Origin of the sequence: Spirillospora sp. NPDC049652 (assembly GCF_040675125.1) — a bacterium.
In the GTDB taxonomy this organism is placed as follows: Bacteria; Actinomycetota; Actinomycetes; order Streptosporangiales; family Streptosporangiaceae; genus Spirillospora.
The window spans coordinates 1-4,780 of record NZ_JBFAOF010000556.1; the positions used below are offsets into that span (position 1 = coordinate 1).

The 4,780-nt window shown below is 71.7% G+C and carries 5 protein-coding genes; 2 read left to right on the forward strand and 3 right to left on the reverse strand.

Annotated features, from left to right (window positions below; all coding sequences use genetic code 11):
- Window positions 1-177: 177 nt before the first annotated feature.
- Window positions 178-870 (reverse strand): polysaccharide deacetylase family protein, encoded by a 693-nt coding sequence (locus tag AB0J52_RS27685; RefSeq protein WP_500185298.1) that lies wholly within the window; start codon window positions 868-870, stop codon window positions 178-180.
- A 282-nt stretch (window positions 871-1,152) separates the two neighbouring features.
- On the opposite strand from AB0J52_RS27685, the gene AB0J52_RS27690 reads away from it, so the two are divergent.
- Window positions 1,153-2,556, forward strand: a complete 1,404-nt coding sequence (locus AB0J52_RS27690) for a sugar transferase (RefSeq protein WP_500185300.1) — start codon at window positions 1,153-1,155, stop codon at window positions 2,554-2,556.
- Between the two features lie 11 nt (window positions 2,557-2,567).
- Here the strand turns inward: AB0J52_RS27690 and AB0J52_RS27695 are convergent, their stop codons facing one another.
- A complete protein-coding gene (locus AB0J52_RS27695) occupies window positions 2,568-3,176 on the reverse strand; it encodes a TenA family protein (RefSeq protein ID WP_500185302.1) in 609 nt (202 codons plus the stop codon).
- A gap of 270 nt (window positions 3,177-3,446) precedes the next feature.
- Window positions 3,447-4,046 (reverse strand): class I SAM-dependent methyltransferase, encoded by a 600-nt coding sequence (locus AB0J52_RS27700; RefSeq protein WP_500185303.1) that lies wholly within the window; start codon window positions 4,044-4,046, stop codon window positions 3,447-3,449.
- A gap of 223 nt (window positions 4,047-4,269) precedes the next feature.
- On the opposite strand from AB0J52_RS27700, the gene AB0J52_RS27705 reads away from it, so the two are divergent.
- On the forward strand, window positions 4,270-4,780 hold a 511-nt coding region (locus AB0J52_RS27705), incomplete at its 3' end, for a pyridoxamine 5'-phosphate oxidase family protein (RefSeq protein ID WP_500185304.1).

Here is a 4,780-nt window from a genome sequence, read left to right on the forward strand (position 1 = left end):
ACCACGACGACCGCCCGCAGCAGGGTCCCTTCCGCGCCGCCCGGGATCGAGTCCAGGCAGCCGCGCAGCACGCCGGCGCTGTTGTACGTCACCACCACGACCGCGACGCGCGCCGGCCGAACCGCGTCGGAGGGCAGGTCAGAGGGCGGAGTGGACGAGTCGGAGTGCGCCATCGGATCACCTTCCGCGGGTGCGCTTGACGAGGCGGGCGGCGGTGCGGCGCAGCCGCCGGGCGGAACCCGGCGGCGCGAGGACGCGGGCTATCCAGGCGTCGTCGAGATCGTGGCGGAGGCTGGTGCGCGGCTGGAGCCACGCGTCCGGACGGGACGGCCCGCCGTCGCTGGTGTAGGCGCGGGTGACCGAGGCGCGGCGCAGGCGGCGCAGGACGTGCCGGTCGTAGGAGCCGAACGGGATGGCGACCCGGGTGACCGGTTCGCCGGTGATGTCCGTCAGCACGTCGTGCGCGCGCACGAACTCCTCGCCGACCTCCGGGGCGGTGAGCCGCCGCCAGTCGCGGTGCGCCCAGCCGTGGGAGCCGACCGTCATCCCGGCCTTGACCAGCTCGCGGACGCCGTCGGCGGTGAGCCGCCCGGGCTCGCCGAGCCGTCCGGCCAGCACGAAGAACTCGGCGGTCAGCCCGCGGTCGAGCAGCAGCGGCAGGGCGGTCTCCACGTCGGAGGCGTTGCCGTCGTCGAAGGTGAGCCGCACGTCCGGGCGGTCCGCGACGGCGTCCAGCACCCGTTCGAGGCGGCCCGCGTCCACCCAGGTCACGTCCTCGCCCGGCTCCAGCGCCCGGCCGAGGGCCCGGCCCGGCGCACGGCCGGACCGCGGCCCGACGCCGTGCACCGTGAGATTGATGACCGCGCTCATCACACCCGCCCCGATGCTGTTCTGTCACCCCGACGCGACAGACAATAGCTACGAGGTTCACAATTTCCTGCAATTTCCCTCTGACCACATACGGCCACTGCCTTCCGCTTTGCCGCGCGCCGACGGCGGGTTATCAATGGCCGAGTCAGCTCTGCGAGGGCACACGGAGACCGGGCGACACGTACACATCCGCCTTAATGCTTTTTCAGGGCAAAGGCGTTGTTTTCGGGGGCACCACAAGTGACCGTAATTGACGGCGTTAACTCCGCCACCGGCAGCCGGGTGGCAGCGCGCGCATCCTGGTTCGCCCGGTATGTCCATCTGCTGGTCCTGCTGGACCTGTCCTGTGCGGCAACGGCGGGCGTGGCCGGTTTCGCGCTCCGTTTCTCTGGCTGGGACGAGAGCGGACGATGGCCCGACATCCTTCTCGCGATCGGCCTGCCGATGGTCTGGGTGCCCTGGCTGTCGGTCGCCGGCTGCTACGACCACCGATTTCTGGGCACGGGTGCCGCCGAATATCGGAAGGTACTGAATGCGGGTGTCACTCTGACTGCGGGTGTCGCGATCCTGTCATACGCCACCAAGGCGGAAGTCGCGCGCGGATATGTGCTCCTCGCACTGCCGCTGCTCGTCACCCTTGACGTGGCCGCCCGCCGCACCGCCCGCCGCCGCCTCCACCGGTCCCGCGAGGACGGCGACTGCATGCGCCGCGTCGTCGCCGTCGGATACCGCGACGGCGTCGCCGACCTGGTACGCGAGCTGTCCCTGCACCCCCACCACGGCATGCAGGTCGTCGGCGTCTGCGCCCCCGAACCACCCGGCCGGACGATTGAGGACGTCATGGTCCTCGGCGGGTTCGACGACGTCCCCGAGGTGGTCGAGCGCTGCCGCGCGGACGCGGTCGCCGTCCTGCCGTGCGTTGAGCTGGGCGGCGTCCGGCTGCGCCGGCTGGCCTGGCGCCTGGAGAAGTTCCGGACCGACCTGTTCGTCTCACCCGCGCTGCTGGACGTCGCCGGCCCGCGGCTGACCATCCGCCCGGTCGCCGGATTCTCGCTGCTGCACATCGACCATCCCGAGCTGACCGGCCCGGCGCGCGCCGCCAAGGCCGTGTTCGACCGGGTCACGGCGGCCCTGCTGCTGATCGCGGCCGCGCCGCTGCTGGGAGCCGTCGCGGCCGCCGTCCGCTTCACCGACCCGGGTCCGGCGTTCTTCCTGCAGACCAGAATCGGACGCGCCGGCCGCCGGTTTCGGATGGTCAAGTTCCGGACCATGGTCACCGACGCCGAGCGCCGCCGCGTCGAGCTGACCGCCCGCGTCGAGAGCGGCTCGGTGCTGTTCAAACTGAAGCGTGACCCGAGAGTCACCCGCGTCGGCCGCGTCCTGCGCCGCTACTCGATCGACGAGCTGCCGCAACTGGTCAACGTGTTGCGCGGCGAGATGTCGCTGGTCGGGCCGCGTCCGCCGCTGCCGGAGGAGGTCGAGCTGTACGGCGAGGACGTCTACCGGCGGCTCGCCGTCAAACCCGGCCTCACCGGGCTCTGGCAGGTCAGCGGGCGCTCCGACCTGTCCTGGGAGGAGGCCGTCCGGCTCGACCTGCAGTACGTCGAGAACTGGTCGCTGCTGTTCGACGTGCAGATCCTCTGGCGCACCGTCCGCGCCGTCGTCACCGGCAACGGCGCCTACTGAACACCGCCCACCTACAGCGGGACGTCCCAGAAGGCCAGCTCGTGCCGCATGCCCTCCAGGAAGTGCGCCTCGGCGCGGGCGGCGTCGGGAGCGGCCTCGTCGATCATCTGGGCGATGCGGCGGGTCAGCTCGGCGAAGCCCGGGTCCGCGTAGGTGTCCACCCAGCGCCGGTACCGGGGCTCGGACGGCGGGTTCCCGGCCAGCCGCGCCCCGAGCGTCGAATACCCCCACATGCATGGATACAAGGCGGCGAGGCCCTGACCGTAATCAGCCGCGGAGTCCAGCAGGAACGCCGTGTAGGCGGCGCACGGGCCGCCCTTCTTCGCCCCGTCCAGGTCCGCGCCGAACTCCGCGGACAGGCCCCGGTGCAGGCTCAGCTCGTCGTGGAAGGTGGCGTGCGCGAGATCGACCAGGTCGCCCAGATGCGCCGACGGCGCCTGCCAGGCGAGCCGCGAGAACACGCGCACGTAGTCGAGCAGGAAGAGGTAGTCCTGCTCCAGCCACGACCGGAAGACGGCCTCGTCCAGATCCCCCCGGGCGATGCCCGCCACGGTCGGATGCGCCAGCTGACGTTCGACCCACGGCCGGCCGAGTTCTTCCAGATGCGAAGCGAGACCCATGCCCACGAGTCTGCCATTGCCCGGCATCCCGCCCGTGCAGCACGAAACCCCGCCGGAACCGAAGTTCCGGCGGGGTTCCGCCACGCTTGACCGATGTGCGGGTCGCCTCTCGGCGAAAGGCACGACACGGCTCCAGCCGAACGGTATTCCGTGAAGGCAATAGATGAGGCCCGGGGACACCAGGCACATCGGCCACGTCAGATGTAACGACCGGCCCCCGCCGAGCATTCCCGCCGTCCGGACGTTACCTGGACCACATCCCCGAAAGGCTCAATTGAACGGCGGCCGGACGGCCCGTACGAGCGTGTCCACGGCGAACCGCTCCTCGCCGTCCACTTCCACGGCCCGCCGCACCCGCTCCGCCCGCTGCACCGTCAGCCCCGGGAGCGCCGCCGCGACCGCCCCCGGCGTGTGCAGGACCGCCGGGTCCTGCGGCCCGCCGACCCCGTCGGTCAGGTTCGTCCGGTCGTGCCCGACGAACACCAGGACCCCGCTCGGCGCCAGCGCCGCCGAAGCCCGCGCCAGCACCGCCCCCATCTCCGGCAACTGCAGGTAGGCGATCACCACCAGGTCGAACGCGCCGGTCGGCGGCTCCCACGCCAGGACGTCCTCGACCAGCAGCTCGACCGAGACGCCCCGCGCCTCCGCCAGCTCGCGGGCCCGCTCGACGGCGACCGCCGAGAAGTCGACCGCGGTGACCGTCCAGCCGAGCCCGGCCAGCCACAGCGCGTTGCGCCCCTCCCCGCAGGCCAGGTCCAGCGCCCGCCCGGGAGGCATCCCCGCGCACTCCTCGGCCACGAACCGGTTCGGCCCGGCCGACCACACCAGGTCCCGCCCCGAGTACCGCTCATCCCAACCCCGCGCATCCACGCCGCTCAGCCTAGACATTCACCCCCGCCCCCGCTGACCACCACCGGCCACCCCGGTGCCCGTCTTAGTAGTTCCTCCCAGAGCGGTCGGCGCGAGTGGGGAAGGTTGGGGAGCGTGGGGGGTTCGGGGGGCGGGTCGTTCTGCGTGGTTGAGGTGGATGGCTCGCTTTGGGGGTGGTTCGCGGGGGATGATCTTCGGGGGTTCGACGTTCCGGAGGCGGGTCATGGAATCGGTGTTGCCCGAGAACGAGCGCACGCGGCATCGGCGGCTGCGGGCGCAGGGGAGCAGGGAGCGGAGCGATCTCGACGCGATCCTCGCGGCGGGGTTCGTGTGCCATGTGGGCGTGGTGGTCGGCGGGACGCCGCTGGTGGTGCCGACCGTGTACGGATGCGACGGCGAGACGCTCTACTTCCACGGGTCGGTGGCGAGCCGGAGTCTCGTCTCCGGGACCGAGGACGAGGTCTGCGTGACCGTCACCCATGTGGACGGGCTCGTGCTGGCGCGGTCGCTGTTCGAGCACGGCGTCAACTACCGCAGCGCGATGATCTTCGGGGTGCCGCGGCTGCTGACCGATCCCGAGGAGAAGCTGGAGGGGCTGCGCGTCCTCAGCGAGCACTCGGCGCCGGGCCAGTGGGACTACGCGCGCCTGCCGAACAAGAAGGAGCTGGCCGCCACGGCGCTGCTCGCGCTGTCGCTGGAGGAGGCGTCGGTCAAGATCCGCGTCGGTCCGCCGG